The organism is Streptomyces aureus, assembly GCF_001418135.1.
In the GTDB taxonomy this organism is placed as follows: Bacteria; Actinomycetota; Actinomycetes; order Streptomycetales; family Streptomycetaceae; genus Streptomyces; species Streptomyces aureus_A.
Window position 1 is genome coordinate 21768 of the sequence record NZ_LIPQ01000039.1, and the last position, 19039, is coordinate 40806.

14 protein-coding genes and 1 pseudogene are annotated in these 19039 nt (G+C 70.8%); all 15 read left to right on the top strand.

The features are described 5' to 3' along the window. Positions 1-55: 55 nt before the first annotated feature. Positions 56-2677, top strand: coding sequence for a valine--tRNA ligase (locus AOK00_RS04715; protein WP_055599046.1), 2622 nt, complete (start codon positions 56-58; stop codon positions 2675-2677). A 176-nt stretch (positions 2678-2853) separates the two neighbouring features. Then, entirely contained in the window at positions 2854-3993 is a 1140-nt protein-coding gene (locus AOK00_RS04720) for a sensor histidine kinase (RefSeq protein WP_254047237.1), read from the top strand. A gap of 227 nt (positions 3994-4220) precedes the next feature. Continuing rightward, positions 4221-5723, top strand: a complete 1503-nt coding sequence (gene folC, locus AOK00_RS04725; RefSeq protein ID WP_055599048.1) for a bifunctional tetrahydrofolate synthase/dihydrofolate synthase — start codon at positions 4221-4223, stop codon at positions 5721-5723. 5 nt (positions 5724-5728) lie between these two features. Then, on the top strand, positions 5729-6094 hold the full coding sequence (locus AOK00_RS04730) for a DUF4233 domain-containing protein (RefSeq protein WP_055599049.1): 366 nt from the start codon (positions 5729-5731) through the stop codon (positions 6092-6094). A 66-nt stretch (positions 6095-6160) separates the two neighbouring features. After that, positions 6161-6574: a nucleoside-diphosphate kinase gene (gene ndk / locus AOK00_RS04735; RefSeq protein WP_055599050.1), complete on the top strand. Its 414-nt coding sequence runs from the start codon at positions 6161-6163 to the stop codon at positions 6572-6574. 303 nt (positions 6575-6877) lie between these two features. Further along, positions 6878-7897 carry a rod shape-determining protein gene (locus AOK00_RS04740; RefSeq protein WP_055599051.1) on the top strand — a complete coding sequence of 340 codons (1020 nt, stop codon included), beginning with the start codon at positions 6878-6880 and terminating at the stop codon, positions 7895-7897. Between the two features lie 93 nt (positions 7898-7990). Then, the gene (gene mreC / locus AOK00_RS04745; protein ID WP_055599052.1) at positions 7991-8989 is read left to right on the top strand and encodes a rod shape-determining protein MreC; all 999 of its coding nucleotides are present in this window, start codon (positions 7991-7993) and stop codon (positions 8987-8989) included. Beyond that, positions 8986-9654 (top strand): rod shape-determining protein MreD, encoded by a 669-nt coding sequence (gene mreD / locus AOK00_RS04750; RefSeq protein WP_055599053.1) that lies wholly within the window; start codon positions 8986-8988, stop codon positions 9652-9654. The genes mreC and mreD overlap by 4 nt, the downstream gene beginning before the upstream one ends. 19 nt (positions 9655-9673) lie before the next feature. Next, complete coding sequence (gene mrdA, locus AOK00_RS04755) at positions 9674-11863, top strand: penicillin-binding protein 2 (RefSeq protein ID WP_055599054.1); 2190 nt, start codon at positions 9674-9676, stop codon at positions 11861-11863. A gap of 4 nt (positions 11864-11867) precedes the next feature. After that, positions 11868-13067 (top strand): rod shape-determining protein RodA, encoded by a 1200-nt coding sequence (gene rodA, locus AOK00_RS04760; protein WP_055599055.1) that lies wholly within the window; start codon positions 11868-11870, stop codon positions 13065-13067. Between the two features lie 50 nt (positions 13068-13117). Continuing rightward, positions 13118-14635, top strand: a complete 1518-nt coding sequence (locus AOK00_RS04765) for a CYTH and CHAD domain-containing protein (RefSeq protein ID WP_055599056.1) — start codon at positions 13118-13120, stop codon at positions 14633-14635. 52 nt (positions 14636-14687) lie between these two features. Beyond that, positions 14688-16616: a TIGR03960 family B12-binding radical SAM protein gene (locus AOK00_RS04770; RefSeq protein ID WP_055599057.1), complete on the top strand. Its 1929-nt coding sequence runs from the start codon at positions 14688-14690 to the stop codon at positions 16614-16616. 77 nt (positions 16617-16693) lie between these two features. Continuing rightward, positions 16694-18169, top strand: a complete 1476-nt coding sequence (locus AOK00_RS04775) for a hypothetical protein (protein WP_055599058.1) — start codon at positions 16694-16696, stop codon at positions 18167-18169. Positions 18170-18292: 123 nt separating this feature from the next. After that, the coding region (locus AOK00_RS39975) for a TIGR03936 family radical SAM-associated protein (RefSeq protein WP_254047238.1) at positions 18293-18603 on the top strand (311 nt) is incomplete at its 3' end. A 2-nt stretch (positions 18604-18605) separates the two neighbouring features. Next, positions 18606-19039, top strand: a pseudogene (locus AOK00_RS39980) (DUF2344 domain-containing protein); the annotation flags it as partial.

A 19039-nucleotide genomic window follows, 5' to 3' on the forward strand; every position in this document is an offset into this window, starting at 1 on the left:
CGTTACCGAACCAAAGCGTTTCAGGACAGCACCGCGACACCCCTAAACTGGCCCCGTGACCGAGAACACTCAGCAGCAGACAGCGCCCACCACCGAACTGCCGACCACGTACGCGCCGGCCGAGGTAGAGGGGCCGCTGTACGAGCGCTGGGTAGAGCGCGGCTACTTCGAGGCGGACGCGAAGAGCGAGAAGCCCGCGTACACGATCGTCATCCCGCCGCCGAACGTCACCGGCTCGCTCCACCTGGGCCACGCCTTCGAGCACACGCTGATCGACGCCCTCACCCGCCGCAAGCGCATGCAGGGCTTCGAGACGCTGTGGCAGCCCGGCATGGACCACGCCGGCATCGCCACCCAGAACGTCGTCGAGCGTGAGCTCGCCAAGGAGGGCAAGTCCCGCCACGACCTGGGCCGCGAGGCCTTCGTCGAGCGTGTCTGGGAGTGGAAGGCCGAGTCCGGCGGTCAGATCGCCGGCCAGATGCGGCGCCTCGGCGAGGGCCTCGCGTGGAGCCGCGACCGCTTCACCATGGACGAGGGTCTCTCCCGCGCCGTCCAGACCGTCTTCAAGAAGATGTTCGACGACGGTCTGATCTACCGCGCCGAGCGCATCATCAACTGGTGCCCGCGCTGTCTGACGGCCATCTCCGACATCGAGGTCGACTACCAGGACGACGACGGCGAGCTCGTCTCCATGAAGTACGGCGAGGGTGAGGACACCATCGTCGTCGCCACCACGCGTGCGGAGACGATGCTCGGTGACACCGCCGTCGCCGTCCACCCCGACGACGAGCGCTACGCCCACCTGATCGGCAAGCAGATCAAGCTGCCGCTGACGGACCGGACCATCCCGGTCGTCGCCGACACGCACGTCGACCCGGAGTTCGGCACCGGCGCCGTCAAGGTGACCCCGGCGCACGACCCGAACGACTTCGCCATCGGCCAGCGCCACGACCTCGACTCCATCGAGGTCCTCGACGAGCGCGGTGTGATCACCGTCCACGGCCCCTTCCAGGGTCTGGACCGCTTCGAGGCGCGCTCCGCGATCGTCGCCGCCCTGCGGGCCGACGGCCGGATCGTCGCCGAGAAGCGCCCGTACGTCCACTCCGTCGGCCACTGCTCGCGCTGCAAGACGACGCTGGAGCCGCGTCTGTCGCTGCAGTGGTGGGTCAAGGTCGAGACCCTCGCCAAGGCCGCGGGCGACGCGGTCCGTGACGGCCGGGTCGACATCCACCCGGCCGACATGTCGCAGCGGTACTTCGACTGGGTCGACAACCTCAACGACTGGTGCATCTCGCGCCAGCTGTGGTGGGGTCACCGCATCCCCGTCTGGCACGGCCCGAACGGCGAGCTGGTCTGCGTCGGTCCCGACGACGAGGCGCCCACGGGCGAGGGCTGGACGCAGGACACCGACGTCCTCGACACGTGGTTCTCGTCCGGCCTGTGGCCGTTCTCCACGCTCGGCTGGCCGGAGCGGACGCCGGACCTGGAGAAGTTCTATCCGAACTCCGTCCTGGTCACCGGTTACGACCTGATGTTCTTCTGGGTCGCCCGGATGATGATGTTCGGTCTGTACGCGATGGACGGTCAGCCGCCGTTCCGCACGATCGCGTTCCACGGCATGGTCCGCGACGAGTTCGGCAAGAAGATGTCGAAGTCGTTCGGGAACACGGTCAACCCGCTGGACTGGATGGACAAGTACGGCTCCGACGCCCTGCGCTTCACCCTGGCCAAGGGCGCCAACCCGGGCGTCGACGTCCCGATCGGCGAGGACTGGGTCCAGGCGTCCCGGAACTTCGCCAACAAGATCTGGAACGCGACCCGTTTCGCCATGATGAACGGCGCCACGATCGAGGGCCCGCTGCCGGACGCCTCCGAGATGTCGGCGACCGACCGCTGGATCCTGTCCCGCCTCAACGAGACGGTCGCGCAGGTCGACGCGTACTACGAGGACTTCCAGTTCGCCAAGCTCGCCGACACCCTCTACCACTTCGCGTGGGACGAGGTGTTCGCCTGGTACGTCGAGCTGTCGAAGACCACGTTCTTCGCGGGCGGCGAGGGCGCCAAGGTCTCCGGCCGGGTCCTCGGCGAGGTCCTGGACGTCATGCTCCGGCTGCTGCACCCGATCGTCCCGTTCGTCACCGACACCCTGTGGACCACCCTCACCGGCGGTGAGTCCCTGGTGATCGCCGACTGGCCGAAGGACAGCGGCTTCCGCGACAAGGCCGCCGAGCAGGAGATCGAGCTGGTCCAGCGGGTCGTCACCGAGGTCCGCCGCTTCCGCAAGGAGCAGGGTCTCCAGGACGCCCAGAAGGTGCCGGCCCGCCTCGCCGTCGACGGCACCCCGCTCGTCGCCCACGAGGCCGCCATCCGTCAGATCCTGCGCCTCCAGCCGGAGGGCGAGGGCTTCGCCGCCACCGCCTCCCTGCCGGTCGCCGGCGCCACGGTCGCGCTGGACCTGTCCGGCACGATCGACGTCGCCGCCGAGCGCAAGCGCCTCGCGAAGGACCTCGCGGCGGCCGAGAAGGAGAAGGCCCAGGCCGAGGCCAAGCTCGGGAACGAGGCCTTCCTGGCCAAGGCCCCCGACAACGTCGTGGACAAGATCAAGGGCCGCCTCGCCAAGGCGGACGAGGACATCGCCCGCATCGAGGCCCAGCTGGCGAATCTGCCGCAGGCCTAGTACGGCATGACGAAGGGGCCCGGAACCGTGTCACGGTTCCGGGCCCCTTCGTGTGCGCCGCCGGTGCTTCGCCGCGCCCGGTGAGAGTCAGGAATACGGACGAAGTGCCCGATGTCACATCAGACGGGACTTCAGGTCCACGTCGTCGGGACGAAAGACCTTGGATGATGGAAGGCATGCTCCGCCTCCCCACCTTCCCCGCGCTGCGCCGTTGCGTGGACCGGTGGGCGGTCTCGCCCCGCGCCCTCGACGTCGTCGCCGCGCTCAGCGCCTTCGGCCTCATGTGCCTGGACGTGCCGGGGCTCGCCCGTGCCGACAACTCACTGACCGGCGTCACCGCCACCCTGGTCCTCGCGGCCGGCGCCGCCACCCTGGTGCTCCGGCGCCGACTGCCCTGGGTGCCGTATCTGGTGGCGCTCGGCCTGATGGGCTGGCTGCACGAGCTGACCATGATCCAGTTCGCGCTGTACTCGATCGGCCGGTACCGGGGGCGCCGCGCCGCCGTCGCCGCCACCCTGCTGTACGTCGCCGTCGCCTACGGCCTCTTCCAGACACCCGGCTGGCCCGCCCGGCACGGCGACACCTTGAGCGACTTCCTGAGCATCGTCGTCCCGATCGGCGTCCTCGCGGCGGGCGTCGGCATCGCCGCGTACCGGCAGGACCTCGTCCGCGCCCTGGAGGTCCAGCGGCGCGAGGCGGCCGCCCGGCAGGCCGTCCAGGAGGAGCGGATCTCCGTCGGCCGGGACGTCCACGACCTGGTCGGCCGTGAGCTGACCGTGCTCGCGGTACGGGCCGAGGTCCTCGCCGTACGGGCCAGGGGCGAGGGCCACCAGAAGGACTTCGAGGAACTCGCGGACACCGCACGGCGCGCCCATCTCATGCTCAACGAGACGATCGTGCGCCGCGCCGACCGGGACGCGGCCACCCCCGGCCTCGAAGGGCTCGCCGAGCTCGCCCGGGAGAGCGAACGGATGGGCAGCCCCGTCGGACTGACGGTCGCCGAGGAGGCGAAGGCCCTCTCGCCGCTGCGGCAGGCGGCCGTCCACCGGGTCGTGCGGGAGTGCCTGACGAACGCCGCGAAGCACGCCCCCGGGCTGCCCGTGACGGTCGCGATCACGGTGGAGGGCCCCGATCTGCGCATCGAGGTCCGCAACCCGCTGCCGAAGACGCCGCCGGATCCGGCCCCGGTCTCCACCGGCACCGGGCTGTTCTCGATGGAGGAGCGGGTCACCAGCATGGGCGGCACCCTGGCGGCCCGCCGGGAGGGCGACGGCTACCAGGTGACGGCACTGCTGCCGACGGGCCTGTCGCGCTAGGTGCCGCGCGGTGCGGGCCGGCGCCGACCGGCCCGCAGCGCCGTACGCCGACGCGGCCGTGACCTCGCTCGTCGAGGAGCGTGTCGGCCGTGCCGAGGTCGATCCCCTTGTCCATGATCGCCAAGTCTGCCCGGCCGGTACGGCGGACGGCGGTCCGAAAGTCCCGAAAAGGCCGGGTCCATGGTCCTGTCGGTCGTGGTGTCGGAACCCGTCCGTAGACTGGGCCCGTGAGTGAGCCGAGCGACCAGAGCGACGACCAGTTCGACGACATCGTCGACACCGAGACCCAGCGCGACCCCGACCTGGCGGTGATCGAGGCCGGCAGCCGTACGCTGCGCACCCAGGGCGGCCGGCCCCAGGGCGACCCGGTGCCGGGCCGCCCCGAGGACCCGGAGCTCGACAAGGCGCTGCGCGAGGTCGAGACCGAGCTGTCCACCCGCTGGGGCGAGACCAAGCTGGAGCCCTCGGTCACCCGGATCGCGGCCCTGATGGACGTCCTCGGCGAGCCGCAGCGCGCGTACCCCTCGATCCACATCACCGGCACCAACGGCAAGACGTCGACGGCCCGCATGATCGAGGCCCTGCTCGGCGCCTTCGAGCTGCGCACCGGGCGGTACACGTCGCCGCACGTGCAGACCATCACCGAGCGCATCAGCCTGGACGGCGCCCCGATCTCCGCCGAGCGCTTCGTCGAGACGTACCGGGACATCAAGCCGTACGTGGAGCTGGTCGACGCCCGCGAGGAGTACCGGCTCTCCTTCTTCGAGGTCCTCACCGGAATGGCGTACGCGGCCTTCGCCGACGCGCCGGTCGACGCGGCCGTCGTCGAGGTCGGCATGGGCGGCACCTGGGACGCGACGAACGTCATCGACGGCTCCGTCGCCGTCGTCACCCCCATCGACCTGGACCACACGGACCGGCTCGGCGCGACGACCGCCGAGATCGCCGGCGAGAAGTCCGGGATCATCAAGCAGGGCGCGACCGTGATCCTGGCCCAGCAGCCGGTGGACGCGGCACAGGTCCTGCTGAAGAAGGCCGTCGAGGCGGACGCCACCGTGGCCCGCGAGGGCATGGAGTTCGGCGTCGTCGCCCGCGAGGTCGCGGTCGGCGGCCAGCTCCTCACCCTGCGCGGTCTGGGCGGCGAGTACGACAACATCTTCCTGCCGCTGCACGGCGCCTACCAGGCGCACAACGCGGCGGTCGCGCTGGCGGCGGTCGAGGCCTTCTTCGGAATCGGCTCGGAGCACGCGCGGACCCTGGACCTCGACACGGTCCGGCAGGCCTTCGCCCAGGTGGCCTCGCCCGGTCGTCTGGAGATCGTCCGCTCGTCCCCGACGGTGATCCTGGACGCCGCGCACAACCCGCACGGCGCGCGGGCGACGGCGGAGGGCGTCAGTGAGGCCTTCGGCTTCTCGCGGCTGGTCGGCGTGGTCTCCACGAGCGGCGACAAGGACGCCAAGGGCCTCCTGGAGGCCTTCGAGCCGATCTTCGCGGAGGTCGTCGTCACGGCGAACTCCAACCCGCGTGCCACGGACGTGGACGAGCTCGCCGCCATCGCGGTCGAGGTCTTCGGCGAGGACCGGGTCGTCGTGGAGCCGCGGCTGCCCGACGCCCTGGAGGCGGCCATCACCCTCGCGGAGGAAGAGGCCGAGTACGGCGGCGCGGGTGTCCTCGTGACCGGTTCGATCTTCACGGTCGGCGATGCCCGGCTGCTGCTGCGAAGGGGCTGAACCCGATGCGTACGCTCTGTTCCTCGACGCTCATCGGCGAGTTCTTCGTGATCGGCTTCGCCGGTCTCGTCGCGATGAAGGACGACAGTCTCGCGATGTCCACCGTCTGGTGGGTCTGCGGTGTCGCGATGGTCATCTCGGTGCTGCTCTGTGGGATGGTCACCCGCCCCGGCGGTGTGCAGCTCGGCTGGGCCCTGCAGATCGGCCTGATCCTCAGCGGCTTCGTCGTGCCGACGATGTTCTTCCTCGGGGCGGTTTTCGCCGGTCTGTGGTGGGCGTCCGTTCACTACGGGCGACGGATCGACGACATCAAGGCACGGTGGGCCGAGACCGAGGCCGCGGGGGCCTCGGCAGGGCCTGACGCTGCGTAATCGAGGGGCGTGCGGGGCCTGTAGCCTCGGAGGTCCCGCACACCGCTTTTCCGAAGGAGTTCCCCCGTGAGCCAGCGCACGCTCGTCCTGCTCAAGCCCGACGCCGTCCGCCGTGGCCTGGTCGGCGAGATCATCGGCCGTATCGAGCGCAAGGCCGGCTGGACCCTGGCGGCCCTGGAGCTGCGCGAGCTGGACCAGGAGACCCTGGAGCAGCACTACGGCGAGCACAAGGGCAAGCCGTTCTACGAGCCGCTGATGGGCTTCATGTCCTCCGGCCCCGTCGTCGCGCTCGTCGTCGAGGGCGAGCGGGTCATCGAGGGCGTCCGCCAGCTGGCCGGTCCGACCGACCCGATCGCCGCCGCGCCCGGTTCGATCCGCGGCGACTTCGGCACCATCGTCCGGGAGAACCTGATCCACGCCTCCGACTCGGAGGAGTCGGCGCAGCGCGAGCTGAAGATCTTCTTCCCCGGTCTCGTCTGAGCCGACGCGACGTCACTGACTCGGCGTCAGCCGAACGCAGCAACAGCCTGTGGGGCGACCGAAGGAATTCGGTCGCCCCCAGGCATATGAACGCCGATCCCGGGAACGGATCGCCGCGTCCTACCGTCACCTGTACAGAGGTGGACCACCGCGCGGTATCCGGGCGGGCGGCACTACGATGGAAAACTCCACGCCGCACCACCTTCAGCCACCCATTTCAGCCACCGTTTCGCCTGCCTGAGAAGCCGTCAACGCTCGCTGGGGAAGGCCCGAAGCATCCTCATGGGAAACAAGGGGAACTCAATGTCGTTCATCGGCCGTGACATGGCTATCGACCTCGGGACTGCCAACACGCTGGTGTACGTCAGGGGGCGTGGCATCGTCCTCAACGAGCCGTCCGTCGTCGCGATCAACACCAACACCGGCGGCATCCTCGCGGTGGGATCCGAGGCGAAGAAGATGATCGGCCGGACCCCCGGCAACATCGTCGCCGTCCGGCCCCTGAAGGACGGCGTGATCGCCGACTTCGAGATCACCGAGCGGATGCTCCGCTACTTCATCCTCAAGATCCACAAGCGCCGCTACCTGGCCCGCCCCCGGGTCGTCGTCTGCGTGCCCTCCGGTATCACCGGAGTGGAGCGCCGCGCCGTCATCGAGGCCTCGACACAGGCCGGCGCCCGCCAGGTGCACATCATCGAGGAGCCCATGGCGGCGGCCATCGGCTCGGGCCTCCCGGTCCACGAGGCCACCGGCAACATGGTCGTGGACATCGGCGGCGGCACCACCGAGGTCGCCGTCATCTCCCTCGGCGGAATCGTCACGGCACAGTCGATCCGGGTCGCCGGCGACGAGCTGGACAACGCGATCATCCAGCACATCAAGAAGGAGTACTCGCTCCTCCTCGGTGAGCGCACCGCCGAGCAGATCAAGATCACCATCGGCTCCGCGTACGACCTCGACAAGGACGAGCACACCGAGATCCGCGGCCGCGACCTCGTCTCCGGTCTGCCCAAGACCGTGGTCATCTCGGCCGCCGAGGTCCGCAAGGCCATCGAGGAGCCGGTCAACGCCATCGTCGACGCGGTGAAGACCACCCTCGACAAGTGCCCGCCGGAGCTCTCCGGTGACGTCATGGACCGCGGCATCGTTCTCACGGGTGGCGGCGCCCTGCTCCGCGGCCTCGACGAGCGCCTCCGCCGCGAGACCGGCATGCCGATCCACATCGCCGAGGACCCGCTGGACTCGGTGGCGCTCGGCTCCGGCAAGTGCGTGGAGGAGTTCGAGGCCCTCCAGCAGGTCCTGGACGCCCAGCCGCGCCGCTAGCACCACCCGTACGGCCCACGAGAGCACCACCGCGCAGAGCCGTACACCCACAGCCGAACAACCGAACCACGAGGAAAGGCACGGCCGCCGCACGTGAGGGACACACGAGAGAGCCGGCTGCTCCTGGTGCTGCTGATCGCCATCGCGTTCGCACTGATCACGGTGGACATCCGCGGCGGTCAGGAGTCACCCGTCGACGGTGCCCGGCAGGCCGCAGCGGCGGTCTTCGGGCCGGTCGAGAACGGTGTGGCGGCCGCCGTCGATCCCATCGGCAACGCCATAGGCGCGGTCAGGGACTCCGGCGAGCGGCACACCCGGATCGCCGCCCTGGAGAAGGAGAACGCCGAGCTCAAGGCGGAGCTCGGCAGCGACGACCGCAACCGCAACCGGCTGCGCGAGCTCGACTCCATCCTGAAGACCGCCGGTGCCGGGCAGTACGGCATCAAGGGCGCGCAGGTCATCGCCATAGGAGCGGCCCAGGGCTTCTCCTGGACCATCACCGTCGACATCGGTGCGCGCGACGGCGTCAAGCGGGACATGACCGTGCTGAACGGCTCCGGACTCGTCGGCCGCGTCACCACCGTCGGCCCGTCGACCTCCACGGTCCTGCTCGCCAACGACCCCGACTTCACCGTCGGTACGCGCATGGAGAAGTCCGACGAGCTCGGCTTCGCCACCGGCCAGGGCGACCGCCCGCTGCTCGTGCAGCTCCTCAACGGCAAGGCCAAGGTGAAGCCCGGCGACCGGCTCGTCACCTTCGGCTCCGCGGGCGACAAGCCCTTCGTGCCCGGCGTGCCGGTCGGCGAGGTCGTCCGCGTCGACCCCGCGGGCGGCGGCCTGACCCGCAACATCTACGTCCGCCCGTACGCCGGCTTCACCAAGCTCGACATCGTCGGCGTCGTCGTCCAGGCCCCCCGCTCCGACCCGCGCGACATGGTCCTTCCGCGGAAGCCCAAGCCCGCGCCGACCGTCACGGTCACGGTGACACCGCCGCCACCGGACGGACAGCGGGCCGCCGACGGACAGCAGCAGAACCAACAGGGGCAGAACCAGCAGGACCAGGGCCGGAACCAGGGGGACACGACACCGTGAAGTTCAACCGGATCCTCCTCTCCGCCACCCTGATCGTGGTGGCCCTGGTCGTGCAGGTCTCCGTCCTCGCCCGGCTCCAGCTCCCGGGCGCCGTCCCCGACCTGGTCCTGCTCACCGTGGTCGGCCTGGCCCTGGTGTACGGACCGGTCAGCGGCTCGCTCATCGGATTCAGCGCCGGCCTCCTCGCCGACCTGGCCCCGCCCGCCGACCACGCCGCCGGCCGCTACGCCCTCGTGCTCTGCGTCATCGGCTACCTCGTCGGCCTGGCCCGCCCGGAGAACGGCCGGTTGACCTCGGCGGCCGGCCCGATGGCCGTCGTCGTCGCGGCCGCCATCGGCTCCACCCTGCTGTACGCGGGAGTGGGCGCCCTCGTCGGCGACACCGCCGCCCGCCATGTCGGCCTCGGGTTCCTGCTGTTCACCGCGGCCGTGTACGACCTGCTCCTCGCGCCCTTCACGGTGCCGCTCATCATGGCTCTGGCCAGACGCGCGGAGAACGACCCGCTCGCCGACGCCGGCGGGGGCAACGGCGCCGACGTCGCCTCCGGCTGGCTCTCCTCCGGCACCGGCCTGAGGATCGGGAACCAGCGCGGCGGCCTGCGGGTGAAGACCGCCCGGAGCCGCGCCTCACGGGCCGGACGCATCAAGGGAGTCAAGCGACTGTGACCGAGGGGGCACCGGCAGTATGAGCAACATCCCCGAGACAGGGCGGACCCCCCGGGTCCAGATCCGGCTCGTCGTCATCCAGATCCTCGTCTTCTCGCTGCTGCTGACCCTGGGGGGCCGGCTCTGGTACCTCCAGATCCGCAACGGCAAGGAGTACACGGACGAGGCGAAGAACAACCACGTCCAGCAGGTCGTACAGCCCGCCGTGCGCGGCGCCGTCCTCGACGCCCGCGGCGTCCCGCTGGCCGACAACGAGACCCGGCTCGTGGTCTCCGCGTCCCGCACCGAGCTGATGAAGATGAAGGACCGCGGCAAGGCGGTCCTGACCCGGCTCGCCGACGTCCTCGAAATGAAGCCCGACGACGTCATCAACAAGATCAGGCTCTGCGACTCCAAGACCCCGAAGCCCTGCTGGAACGGTTCGCCCTACCAGCCGATCCCGGTCACGGACGAGGCCACCACCCAGCAGGCGCTGACCATCCGTGAGAGCTCCGAGGACTTCCCGGGCATCACGGCCGAACCCACCGCCGTCCGCCGCTATCCCGCGCCCGGCAAGGCCCGCTCCGCGCAGGTGCTCGGCTACCTCTCGCCCGTCACCGACGGGGAGATCGAGAAGGCCAAGGACACCGAGTCGCCGTTCCTCCGCTCCGACCAGGTCGGCCGTTCCGGCATCGAGCGCACGTACGACAAGGAGTTGCGCGGCAAGGCCGGTGTGACCCGCTACGAGGTCGACAACCTCGGCCGCGTCATGGGCCAGACGAAGTCCGACCCCGGCGTCGCCGGCTCCACCCTCGTCACCAGCATCGACGCCCGGGTCCAGGCCGTCGCCGAGTACGAGCTCAACGCGGCGATGAAGCTGGTCCGCGGCGAGACCGACAAGATCACCGGCCGTAAGTACGAGGCCGACTCGGGCGCCGTCGTCGTCATGGAGGCCAAGACCGGCCGCGTCGTCGCGATGGCCTCCCAGCCCGACTACGACCCCAACGCCTGGGTCGGCGGCATCTCCGCCACGGACTACGCCGCGATGACCAGCAAGGGTTCCAACTACCCGCTGCTCAACCGGGCCATCCAGGGCCAGGCCCCCGCGGGCTCCATCTTCAAGGTGGTGTCGGCGAGCGCCGCCGTGCGCGCCGGCTACGACTTCAACGACAAGTACAACTGCAGCAGCTCCTACAGCCTCGGCAGCCGCAGCTTCGCCAACTTCGAGTCCCAGGGCCACGGCCCCATCACCCTTGGGGACGCCCTCAAGTTCTCCTGCAACACCGTCTTCTACGCCCTGGGCCACAAGGAGTGGCAGCGCGACGGCGGGATCAAGCCCCACAAGGACGCCCACAACTGGTTCTACACGACCGCCCGTGACTTCGGCCTCGGTTCCGAGACCGGCATCGACCTGCCCAACGAGGTCAAGGGCCGGATCCCCGACCGCAAGTGGAAGCAGGACTTCTGGGCGGCCAACAAGGACTCCTGGTGCAAGCAGGGCAAGAAGGGCGGCAGCTACGTCGAGCAGATCGCGTACGAGAGCTGCCTCGAAGGCAACCAGCTGAAGGCGTACGACAGCATCAACTTCGCCATCGGCCAGGGTGACGTCCTCGTCACCCCCATCCAGATGGCCACCGCCTACTCCGCCATCAGCAACGGCGGCACGCTCTTCAACCCCACCGTCGGCAAGGCCGTGATCAGCCCGGACGGCAAGTCGATCCGGGAGATCAAGCCCACGGCCCACGGCAGGCTGCCGGTGGGCGCCGGGACCATCCGCGACCTCGACAAGGGACTGCGCTCCGTCGTCGAGCCCGGCGGCACCGCCGCCTGGCGGTTCGGCGGCTGGCCCCAGGACAAGATCCCGATGCGGGCGAAGACCGGCACCGCCCAGGTCTACGGCAAGCAGACCACCTCGTGGCTCGCGACCTACACCGACGACTTCACCATCGTCATGACCATCTCCCAGGGCGGCACCGGCTCCGGCGCCTCAGGCCCCGCCGTGCGCAACATCTACGACGCCCTCTACGGCCTCGACGACGCGGGCAACCAGGACCTCAAGCGCGCCCTGCTGCCGAAGCCGCAGAAGACCCTGCCGAAGGTCAACGCCGACGGCACCATCGACGCCCCCGCGATCAAGCCGTACGACCCGAAGTCGCAGTTGGTCGATCCTGCCGAGGACGGCGGCGGAGCACCGCCGCTCGCGGGCCCGCCTCCCCACATGAGGGACTGACACGATGACGACCCGTACGAGCTTCTCCGTATCCCGCTACGCGCCCGACCGCGGGCCGGTCGCACGGCTCACCGCCCGTGACTCGGTGCTGCGCCGGCTCGACTGGCCGATCCTGCTCTCGGCGCTCGCGCTCTCCCTCATCGGCGCCCTGCTCGTCTGGTCCGCCACCCGCGGCCGCACCGAGCTCAACAACGGCGACCCGTACTACTTCCTCTTCCGGCACGTGCTCAACACCGGCATCGGCGTCGCCCTGATGATCGGCACGATCTGGCTCGGCCACCGCACCCTGCGCGGCGCGGTGCCGATCCTCTACACGCTCTCGATCGTGCTGATCCTCGCCGTCCTCACCCCGCTCGGCGCCACCATCAACGGCGCCCACGCGTGGATCGTCGTCGGCGGCGGCTTCTCCCTCCAGCCCAGCGAGTTCGTGAAGATCACGATCATCCTGATCATGGCGATGCTGCTCGCCGCCAAGGTCGACGCCGGCGACCAGCTCCACCCCGACCACCGCACCGTCGCCAAGGCGCTCACCCTGGCCGCGCTCCCCATGGGCATCGTCATGCTGATGCCCGACCTCGGGTCGGTCATGGTCATGGCCGTCATCGTGCTCGGGGTCCTGCTCGCCTCCGGGGCGTCCAACCGCTGGGTCCTCGGCCTGATCGGAGCCGGCGTCGGCGGCGCGGTCCTCGTCACCGCGCTCGGCATGCTCGACGAGTACCAGATCAACCGCTTCGCGGCCTTCGCCAACCCCGACCTCGACCCGGCGGGCGTCGGCTACAACACCAACCAGGCCCGCATCGCGATCGGTTCCGGCGGCTTGTACGGAACGGGCCTGTTCAAGGGGCACCAGACCAGCGGCCAGTTCGTGCCCGAGCAGCAGACCGACTTCATCTTCACCGTCGCGGGGGAGGAGCTCGGCTTCGTCGGCGCCGGACTCATCCTCCTCCTCCTCGGCGTCGTCCTCTGGCGGGCCTGCCGGATCGCCCGCGAGACCACCGAGCTCTACGGCACGGTCGTGGCGGCCGGGATCATCGCCTGGTTCGCCTTCCAGTCCTTCGAGAACATCGGCATGACGCTCGGCATCATGCCGGTCGCCGGCCTGCCGCTGCCGTTCGTCTCGTACGGCGGCTCGTCGATGTTCGCGGTATGGGTGGCGATCGGGCTGCTCCAGTCGATCAGGGTGCAGCGGCCGATGACGGCCTGATCGGCCGAGGCCCTCTGCCATCGCGTTCACTTCCCGTCTAGATTCGATTCATGGCGGACACGAAGCGAGAGATCGAGCGGAAGTACGAAGCCACCCCCCGGACCGGCCTCCCGGACCTGACCCGGGCGGCCGGGGTGACCTCGGTCACCGACGAGGGCGTCACCGAACTCGACGCGGTTTACTACGACACCCCCGACCTGCGGCTCGCCGCCGACGCGCTGACCCTGCGCCGCCGCACCGGCGGCGCGGACGCCGGCTGGCACCTGAAGTTCCCCGTCGCCTCCGGCATCCGCGACGAGATCAGAGCCCCGCTCTCCGACACGCTCCCGCCGTCCCTGGCGGAGCTCCTGCGGTCCCGCGTCCGGGACGCCGAGGTCGTCCCCGTCGTCCGCCTCCGCTCCTCCCGTGACGTCCGCCACCTCCGCGACGGCGACGGCACCCTCCTCGCCGAACTCTCCGTGGACACCGTCCACGCCGAGGGCCTCACGAGCGGGGGAGAGGCCGCCTGGACCGAGATCGAGGTCGAACTCGCCGACGACACCGACCCCGCCGTCCTCGACGCCGTCGAGAAGCGCCTCAGGAAGGCCGGCATCCGGCCCTCGGACTCCCCGTCGAAACTGTCACGGGCGCTCGCCGAGACGGGCCTGGAGCCCGGCGAGGCACCGGCCGCCCCCGTGACACCCGGCACCGCCGGAGCCGCCGTCCTCGCCTACGTACGGGAACAGGTCGAGGCGATCGTCGCGTACGACCCCGCCGTACGGCGCGATCTGCCCGACGCCGTCCACCAGCTGCGCGTCGCCTGCCGACGGCTGCGCAGCGCCTTCAAGACGTACAAGAAGGTCCTCGACCGGGAGGTCACCGACCCGATCGGCGACGAACTGAAATGGCTCGCCGGAGAGCTCGGCGTCGCCCGCGACCAGGAGGTCCTCGACGAACGGCTGCGGGCCCGCGTGAACGACCTGCCCCGCACCCTCGTCCTCGGCCCGGTCAAGGCCCGGCTGCGCCGCCGCGACGCCGCCCACGGCCGGCGCGCCCGGCGCCAGGCCCTCGCCGCCCTCGACTCGGACCGCCATCTCGACCTCCTCCGCCGACTCGACGCACTCCTCGCCGCCCCGCCGCTGCGCAAGCACGCCGACCGCGACGCCCACCGGGTCCTCGCCCGTGCCGTCCGCAAGGACCACCGCCGCCTCGCCCGCCGCGTGGAGCACGCCCTCTCCCTCGACCCCGGCCACGAACGCGACCTCGCCCTCCACGAGGCCCGCAAGGCCGCCAAACGCGCCCGCTACGCCGCCGAGGCCGCCCGTCCCACCCTCGGGAAGCCCGCGAAGCGGCTGGCGAAACGTGTGAAGCGCGTCCAGTCCCTGCTCGGTGAGCACCAGGACGCCGTCGTCGCCCGCGAGGCCGTCCGCGAGCTGGGGATCCAGGCCCACGGCGTCGGCGAATCGGCTTTCACCTGGGGAGTTCTCCACGGACACGAGGAAGCCGCCGCGGCCGCCGCCGAGCGGGCGCTCCCCGAGCTGTGGTCCCGGGCCTCGGCCCCCGAACTCACGGCGTCCCTGACCCGCTGAGCACCGGGGTACGCTTGAGAGTCGCCCCCCTGCCAGCTCACGAAGGTTCGAGATGTCTGCTGCCGAGTCTGTCTTCCCGCAGCTCGAAGCTCTGCTCCCGCACGTGCAGAAGCCGATTCAGTACGTCGGTGGAGAGCTGAACTCCACGGTCAAGCCGTGGGAGTCCGCCGACGTCCGCTGGGCGCTGATGTACCCGGACGCGTACGAGGTCGGTCTGCCCAACCAGGGCGTCATGATCCTTTACGAGGTGCTCAACGAGCGCGAGGGCGTGCTCGCCGAGCGCACCTACAGCGTCTGGCCGGACCTCGAAGAGCTCATGCGGGAGCACAAGGTCCCGCAGTTCACGGTCGACAGCCACCGCCCCGTCGGCGCGTTCGACGTGTTCGGCCTGAGCTTCTCCACCGAGCTCGGCTACACGAACATGCTCACCGCCCTCGACCTGGCCGGCATCCCGCTGGAGTCGAAGGACCGGACCGTCGACCACCCGATCGTGCTCGCGGGCGGCCACGCGGCCTTCAACCCCGAGCCGATCGCGGACTTCATCGACGCGGCGATCATCGGCGACGGCGAACAGGCCGTCCTCGACATGACCGAGATCATCCGCGCCTGGAAGGCCGAGGGCCGGCCGGGCGGCCGCGAGGAGGTCCTCTTCCGCCTCGCGAGGACCGGCTCGGTGTACATCCCGCGGTTCTACGACGTGGAGTACCTGCCGGACGGCCGCATCGGCCGTGTCGTGCCCAACAAGTCCGGTGTGCCGTGGCGCGTCTCCAAGCACACCGTCATGGACCTCGACGAGTGGCCGTACCCCAAGCAGCCTCTCGTGCCGCTCGCGGAGACCGTCCACGAGCGCATGTCCGTCGAGATCTTCCGCGGCTGCACCCGCGGCTGCCGCTTCTGCCAGGCCGGCATGATCACGCGCCCCGTGCGGGAGCGAAGCATCACCGGCATCGGCGAGATGGTCGAGAAGGGTCTCAAGGCCACGGGCTTCGAGGAGGTCGGCCTCCTCTCGCTGTCCTCCGCGGACCACTCCGAGATCGGTGAGATCGCCAAGGGCCTCGCCGACCGGTACACGGAGGACAAGGTGGGCCTGTCCCTCCCGTCCACCCGTGTCGACGCCTTCAACGTGGACCTGGCCAACGAGCTGACCAGGAACGGGCGCCGCTCCGGCCTCACCTTCGCCCCCGAGGGCGGCTCCGAGCGCATGCGCAAGGTCATCAACAAGATGGTCTCGGAGGAGGACCTCATCCGGACCGTCTCCACCGCGTACGGCAACGGCTGGCGCCAGGTGAAGCTGTACTTCATGTGCGGCCTGCCGACGGAGACCGACGAGGACGTCCTCCAGATCGCCGACATGGCGATGAACGTGATCGCCGAGGGCCGCAAGGTCTCCGGCCAGAACGACATCCGCTGCACCGTCTCCATCGGCGGTTTCGTCCCCAAGCCGCACACCCCGTTCCAGTGGGCCCCGCAGCTGTCGGCCGAGGAGACGGACGAGCGGCTGCGCAAGCTCCGCGACAAGATCCGCGGCGACAAGAAGTACGGCCGCTCGATCGGCTTCCGCTACCACGACGGCAAGCCGGGCATCGTCGAGGGCCTCCTCTCCCGCGGCGACCGCCGCATCGGTGCGGTCATCCGCGCGGTGTACGAGGACGGTGGCCGCTTCGATGGCTGGCGCGAGCACTTCTCGTACGACCGCTGGATGGCCTGCGCCGAGAAGACGCTGCCGGAGATGGGCGTCGACGTCGCCTGGTACACGACCCGCGAGCGCACCTACGAGGAGGTCCTGCCCTGGGACCACCTGGACTCCGGTCTCGACAAGGACTGGCTCTGGGAGGACTGGCAGGACTCGCTCGACGAGACCGAGGTCGAGGACTGCCGCTGGACCCCGTGCTTCGACTGCGGCGTCTGCCCGCAGATGGACACCCACATCCAGATCGGCCCCACCGGCAAGAAGCTGCTGCCGCTGTCGGTCGTGAAGTAGCTCCGACCGGAGAGGGATCCGGCGAACGGCCCGGCGTGAGGGAGAACCCTCCGCCGGGCCGTTGCGTCATGTCAGGCATGAGCACGGAGAGCCCGCCGCCGCCCGCACTGATCCGCATCCCGGTCCGGATCGTCGTGCTGGTCGCCGTCCTGCCGGTCCGCATGGTCTGGGACGCCCTCGTGGCCGCGGCCCACTTCCTCGACCGCGCGGTCCTCCGTCCGGCGGGCCGGGGACTCGCGTATGTGCTCACCGGGCTGAACCAGGGCCTCACCCGGGTGCTCACCGGCGTGGGGAGGGGTCTCGGGTGGCTCTTCCACCATCTGGTGGCCCGTCCGGTGCGGTGGCTGCACCGGACGCTGCTCGCCCCGGCGGGCCGGGGACTCGCGGCCGGCGCCCGCCTCCTCGGAAAGCTGCTCTTCGTGTGGCCGTGGGCGGGGCTCTGGCGGTACCTGCTCGTGCCCGTCGCCCGCTACGGGATCGCCGCGCCGGCCCGATGGCTCCACCGCACGGTGCTGCGCCCGACCGGCCGCGGCCTGGCCCGGGCCCTCGCGGCGGTCGGGGCGGGACTCGGGTGGTTCCTCCCCCGGCTCGGGCGGGGCCTGGGGACCGGGGCCGGGTGGCTGGCCAGGGCCGTGTTCGTATGGCCGTGGACCGGCCTCTGGCGGTACGTGGTCGTGCCGGTCTGCCGGTACGGGATCGCCGCACCCGCCTTCTGGCTGTACCGCCGGGGCCTCGTCCCGCTCGGCGACGGGCTCTTCCTCCTCCTGGAGAAGGGCGTGTTCGTACCGGTCTCCGCGCTCTTCCGGTACGTCCTGGTGCCGCTGCTGCGGTACGGCGTCGTCGTGCCCGTCCTCTGGTTCGACCGGCACGTGCTGACCCCGGCCGGGAAGGGCCTCGGGTGGCTCTTCCCCCGGCTCGGGCGGGGCATCGCCGTCGCCACCGTCCTGCTGGCCAGGGCCGTGTTCGTGTGGCCGTGGGCGGGGCTCTGGCGGTACGTCCTCGTGCCGCTCGTCCGGTACGGGATCGTCGTCCCCCTCGGGTGGCTCTGGAACCGGGTCCTCGTAACCGTCGCGCGCGAGGTGCGGGACGCGCTCGCCCTGTGCTGGCGCGTCGCCGGGTACGTGTCGCGGGCCGTCGGGCGTGCGGTGAAGTGGACGGTACGGACCCTGGTGGGTCTGCCCCTGGTCTGGTTCTGGCGGAGCGTCTGCACACCCGTCGGACACTGGATCCGCGACCACGTCTGGGCGCCGGCCCGCCGCGCCGCCGCCGCGGCCGGCCTCCTCGCCGCCGCAGCCGCCCGCGCCGCCGCCACGGCCGGGCGGGTCGCGAAGGAGACGCTCGCCGGCGCCGGACACGCGGCCCGCGAAGCGCTCGGCTCGGCCCGCGCCGCCGTGCGGGAGGCCCGCCGGGACACCTGGCGTGCCCTGGTCGGCTCAGTCCGGTCGTCCGGGTCCGGGGAACCGGAGGTGGCCCGGGCGCGTACTCTGGGTAGTACAACGAACGTCCCCGGCGCGGCGCCCGCCCCCGAGATCTCCCTGCGAAAGCGGGGGTGAACCGGGCGGACCCCCCAGGGCCACCCGCACATCTCGTGGTCGGCGCCCCCCGCGCCCGCCCCGCACCGAGGAGAAGAACCACTGGGCAAGCGACAGCCCGAAGGCCCGCCGCCCGCACCGGCGGTGCAGCGCATCCGACTGCGCTACACCAAGCGCGGCCGCCTCCGGTTCACCAGCCACCGTGACTTCCAGCGCGCTTTCGAGCGTGCGCTGCGCCGTGCCGAGGTGCCCATGGCGTACTCGGCCGGCTTCACCCCGCACCCCAAGGTGTCGTACGCCAACGCCGCCCCCACGGGCACGGGCTCCGAGGCCGAATACCTGGAGATCGCCCTCACCGAGACGCGCGACCCGGAGACCCTGCGGGTCCTGCTCGACGAGTCCCTCCCGGCCGGCCTCGACATCACCGACGCCGTCGAGGCCCGGACCTCGGGCCTNNCGGGCCTCGCCGACCGGCTCACCGCCTCCATCTGGGAGCTGCGCCTCGAAGGCGTCACCGTCGAGGACGCGGAGAAGGCCGTCGAGGCGTTTCTCGCGGCCGAGACCGTGGAAGTACAGCGCAAGACCAAGAACGGCGTCCGCACCTTCGACGCACGCTCCGCGGTCACCGAGCTGACGGCAGCCGCTCCCCAGGGCGATCCCCAGGGTGATAGGCCGCTGGACAGCGCCTGTGCGATACTGCGGCTGGTTGTTCGGCACGTGACACCTGCCGTACGACCCGACGACGTCCTGTCCGGTCTCCGAGCTGTGGCCGACCTGGCGCCGCCGGTCCCCGCTGCGGTGACCAGGCTGGCGCAGGGGCTCTTCGACGAGGAGTCCGGCACGGTGACCGACCCGCTCGCGCCCGACCGCGAGGCAGTCAAGGCCGCAACT

Excerpts from the sequence above, each read along its gene's own strand:
- AOK00_RS04720 (WP_254047237.1), top strand. The coding sequence starts at position 2,854 with ATGCTCCGCCTCCCCACCTTCCCCGCGCTGCGCCGTTGCGTGGACCGG.
- AOK00_RS04740 (WP_055599051.1), top strand. The coding sequence starts at position 6,878 with ATGTCGTTCATCGGCCGTGACATGGCTATCGACCTCGGGACTGCCAAC.
- rodA (WP_055599055.1), top strand. The coding sequence starts at position 11,868 with ATGACGACCCGTACGAGCTTCTCCGTATCCCGCTACGCGCCCGACCGC.
- AOK00_RS04775 (WP_055599058.1), top strand. The coding sequence starts at position 16,694 with ATGAGCACGGAGAGCCCGCCGCCGCCCGCACTGATCCGCATCCCGGTC.
- AOK00_RS04770 (WP_055599057.1), top strand. The coding sequence starts at position 14,688 with ATGTCTGCTGCCGAGTCTGTCTTCCCGCAGCTCGAAGCTCTGCTCCCG.
- AOK00_RS04730 (WP_055599049.1), top strand. The coding sequence starts at position 5,729 with ATGCGTACGCTCTGTTCCTCGACGCTCATCGGCGAGTTCTTCGTGATC.
- mrdA (WP_055599054.1), top strand. The coding sequence starts at position 9,674 with ATGAGCAACATCCCCGAGACAGGGCGGACCCCCCGGGTCCAGATCCGG.
- AOK00_RS04765 (WP_055599056.1), top strand. The coding sequence starts at position 13,118 with ATGGCGGACACGAAGCGAGAGATCGAGCGGAAGTACGAAGCCACCCCC.